The organism is Corallococcus exercitus, assembly GCF_003611585.1.
GTDB classification, from domain to species: domain Bacteria; phylum Myxococcota; class Myxococcia; order Myxococcales; family Myxococcaceae; genus Corallococcus; species Corallococcus exercitus.
This window is the reverse complement of sequence record NZ_RAVW01000603.1, coordinates 1-4,288: the sequence shown is the minus strand read 5'-3', so window position 1 is coordinate 4,288 and position 4,288 is coordinate 1. Positions and strand designations below refer to the sequence as shown.

The window sequence follows — 4,288 nt, the reverse complement described above, 5'->3', positions numbered from 1 at the left end:
CCGTCTGGGAGCCGGGCTGCGGCGAGGCGGGCAGGGTGGGCTCCGTGGACAGCAGCACGTCCGCGTGCACGCCCTGGGCCTGCTGCGTGCCCACGTTGCACACCGTCACGGAGCCGGAGAACGGGAACGGCATCCCCAGGGCGACGTTCATGGGTCCCGTCACGTCGGTGACCACCAGGTCGGGCCCGTCCCCCACGCCCAGCCGGCCCATGACGCGCGTGTTGTTGTCCTCGCGCAGCTCCGTGAGGGAGGCGGAAGGGTCCACGATGGCGCCCACGTACAGCGGCTGCCCGGGCTGGCTGGCCGCCGGGGGGACCTGGGCGAGCGCCTGCGTCCGGACGGTGAGGCAGCGGCCCGCCTCCAACGGGGGCACAGGGACGGAGCCCACCGGCACCTGGGTCGCCACTGGGGCGCCCTGCGAGGGAAGGCTCAGGGTGTCCAGCGTGGAGGTGTAGAGCGCCACATTGGAGAAGGACGAGTCATCCGTGCCCACGTTGCAGACGCGCACGTCGGCGAGGAAGGCCCCACCGGGCTTGACGCTCGCGGGCGTCTTCACCTCGGTGACCACGAGGTCCGGGCCCAGGCCCACGCCCATCAGGCCGCGCACGAAGCCGTTGTTGGTCTCATCCAGCTCCGCCACCGACTGCAGGGTGTCGATGCCAGCGCCCAGATAGAAGGAGGTGGCGGGCTGCTCCATGGGCGGCAGCGCGGTGGCGGTCACGGCGCGCGTGACGCATTCGTGGGCCTCCAGTGGGCCCACGTCCACCTCGCCCACGGTCCTGATCTCGGGCGAGGGCGGAGCATTGGGGACCGGCACCTCCAGGGTGGAGGTCGTGGACAGGTACACGTCCACCAGGACGGCGCCGCCGTTCTGGGCATACGTCGCCTCGGAGCCCTGGTTGCAGACCTTCACGGTGGCGGTGAAGGGGGCTCCGAAGCGAACGCTGTCAGGGGCGCGCAGCTGGGTGATGATGAGGTCCGAGCCGTGGTCCAATGCATGGCTTTGACCGCGTGCGGAGGTGGTTCCGGACGACGCGCCTTCACTTCCGCAGCCCGTGATGGCGAGTGTGCCAGCAATGAGCAGACACGCGTGTCTCCATGACGGCGAGGGCCGTGGCATGTGTTCTCCTTGGGGGTATATGAAATGCACGAGACGCCGACCGCAGTGCCCGGCCTGGCGCCAGGAGGGCATTAAAAGGGATTTCCCCAAAGACGAAAGGCCCATGTGATTCAAAACCAATCGTTTTGGGAGGCATGACCTGGAAAAGACAATCGCCGGTCCGGGATGACCCCGGCCGGCGATTCCCTTTCAATCCATGTCGTGAGGCGCGGCTACGGCGTGGTGCTCACCCCGAGCGCGCCGCGCACGAAGCCGTTGTTGTCCTTGCGCAGCTCGATGTCGTACAGCCTCGCGGACGCCCCCAGGTAGAGGGGCGCCCCCGGCTGCGCCTCTGGCGGCGGACGGACGATGACGGAGGCCTGCACCGACGCGCACGCCCCGGGCGTGAGGGACGGGACCTGCACCGAGCCCAGCCGCGCCAGGGTGGGCGAATCGACAGGCTCACCCTGGACGGCGGACGCCGGCAGCGTGGCCACCGTGGAGAGCAGCAGCTCCACCGCGTGGGACTGCGCGGCCACCGTGCCCTGGTTGCAGACGGTGACGGGCACCTGGATCGACGCCCACGGCTGCGCCTGGGCCGGCCCGCCCATGGCGGTGATGACGACGTCCGGGGCCATCCCCACGCCGATGCGCGGACCGACGAACGTGTTGTTGTCCTCGCGCACCTCCGGCAGCTGCTGGAGGCGATCCGCGCTGGCGCCCAGGAAGAACGTCTGGGTGCCCGGATAGCCGACGCCGGAGCTGGGGACGAACGCGTTCACCGTCTGCGTGACGCAGGCGCGCGCCGCGACGGGCGCGAGGGTGAACTCTCCCAGCAGCTGCTCGGCCGGGACCGGTGCGTTCGGGGCCGACTGCGGCACCGCGGGCTGCGTCAGCAGGTACAGCGTCACCGGCGCGCCGGCCCCCGTGGACTGCGCGCCCAGGTTGCAGACGGTGATGCCCACCTGCAGCGGGCCGACCGGCGTGCTCGCGGGCCCCGTCAGCGACGTGATGATCAGGTCCGGCCCGGTGCCCACGCCCAGCCGGCGTCCCGGCGAGACGTTGTTGTCCCGGCGCAGATCCACCTGGCCCTGGAACGGATCCACGACGGCGCTCAGGTACAGCGGCGCGCTCATGGGCGCGTCCCACGGCCGGTCCGCGCGCAGCGTCACCGGCAGGTCCTGGCACTGACCGGCGGCGAGCGGCGGGGCGTCCAGCTGGCCCGCCAGGTACTGGCTCGTCGAGGGGAACGGCGTGCCCGGCGACGGCGGCGTCACGTTCGCTTCCGGGGACACGACGAACATCACTGGCGTCGTGGACGCGCCTTCCGTGCCCTGGTTGCAGACGCGCGCGGTGGCGGTGAACGGCTCCCTCGGCGCGACGGTGTCCGGGAACGTCAGCCCGGTGACCACCAGGTCCGCGCCAACCCCCACGCCCATCCGGCCCGCGACGAAGGTGTTGTTGTCCTCGCGCAGCTCCGGCAGGGCCGCCCCTGGGTCGACGGCGGCGCCCAGGAACAGCGGCTGCTGCGGCGTGGCCAGCGCCGGCAACGTCGCCGGTCCGGTGAGGCTCTGCGTGACACAGGCCCCTTCCGCCAGCGACGGCACGCTCAACGTGCCCACCAGCGACACGCTGGCGTCAGGCGCTCCGCTCTGCGCCGAGGGCGCCGGCAGGGTGTCGCCGGTGCTTAGGTAGACGGCCACCTGCGAGGGCCCGGACGTGGGCTGCGTGCCCACGTTGCAGACCTTCACGCTGCTGGTGAACGGCGCGGCGGGCCGCGCGCTGGTGGGGCCCTGGAGCGCGGTGACGACGAGGTCCGGCCCGTTGCCCAGGCCCACCGGGCCCACGGCGAAGCCGTTGTTGTCGGCGCGCAGGTCCGACGAGGTGTCCACCACCGCGCTCAGGTTCAGCGTGGAGGACAGGGGCAGGGGCCCCAGCTCCGGCGGGCGCTGGGCGTAGAACGTCCCGCTCTGCGTGAGGCACTGGCCCGGCGTCAGCGTCGTGTTCACCTGGGCCCGGCCCAGGAAGGCGTACCCGGGCAGGGGACCGGTGGACTGCGCGGGAGCCACCGTGGGCGGCGCCGCGTCCACGGAGGTGTACATCGCCACGCCGAAGGAGGAGGCGGGGCTGAGGCCCACGTTGCAGACCGTGTAGCTCGCGGTGAAGGGCTGGCCGTCGCGCAGGTTCGCGGGCGCCTGCACGTCGGTGACGACGAGATCCGGATCCACGCCCAGGCCCACCAGGCCCTGGGTGAGGGTGTTGTTGTCCTCGCGCACCTCCGGCAGCGTGCGGTTCGAATCGATGACCGCGCCCAGGTACAGGGGCTGGCGCGGCCGGGCCTCCTGGGGTTGGAACGCGAGGGCGTCCACCGTCAGCGTCTGGCACCGGCCGGCGGGCAGGAACGGCACGTCCACGTTCCCCACGGGGACCTGGGTCGGCGAGTCGAGCGGCGCGGGTTGCGCCGGGAAGACCACCGCGTCCTGCGTGGAGAGGGTCAGCTGCAGCCGGGCGGAGCCGCCCGAGTCCGCTGTGCCCACGTTGCAGACCGTTGCCTCGACGGGGAAGCGGCCCCCCTGCACGACGTCGGCCTGCGCCTTCAGCGACCGGACCACCAGGTCCGGGCCGTTGCCCAGCCCCACCAGGCCCTTCACGAAGGTGTTGTTGTCCATCCGCAGCTCCGTGACGAACCGCGGCTTCACCACGCGGGCGCCCAGGTACAGCGGCGTGTTGGGCTGCCAGGTGATGGGCGCGATGGCGTTCCCCTGCGCGGTCAGCGTGGTGCACCGTCCGGCTTCGAGCCCCGGCCCATTGAAGTGGGCGACGGGAGTCGCGGTCGCCGGATCCGGCGTCTGCGCCGGCGGCGGCAGCGACGCCAGGGTGGACAGGAGCACGTCGCCGCTCACCTCCGGCGCCTGGGTGAAGCCCACGTTGCACACCGTCATGGACACGGGCCCCACGGAGCCCTGCGGGAAGGTGGCGGGGGCCGTCACGCCGGTGACGACCAGGTCGGGTCCGTCACCCACCCCCAGCCGCCCCTCGCCGCGCGTGTTGTTGTCCTCGCGCAGCTCCTGGAGGGAGACGGCAGGGTCCACGATGGCGCCCACGTACAGCGCCTGTCCGGGCGTGGCGTTGGGAGGCAGCTGCGCGACGGCCTGCGTGCGGGTCAGCACACAGCGGCCCGCCTCCAGC

General features: G+C 72.2%; 2 protein-coding genes. Both read right to left on the bottom strand.

The window, feature by feature from the left end:
- Positions 1 to 994: CARDB domain-containing protein (locus D7W79_RS39435; protein WP_276375584.1), on the bottom strand; the 994-nt coding region annotated here is incomplete at its 3' end.
- Between the two features lie 338 nt (positions 995 to 1,332).
- The coding region (locus D7W79_RS39430; RefSeq protein WP_120530370.1) for a CARDB domain-containing protein at positions 1,333 to 4,288 on the bottom strand (2,956 nt) is incomplete at its 5' end.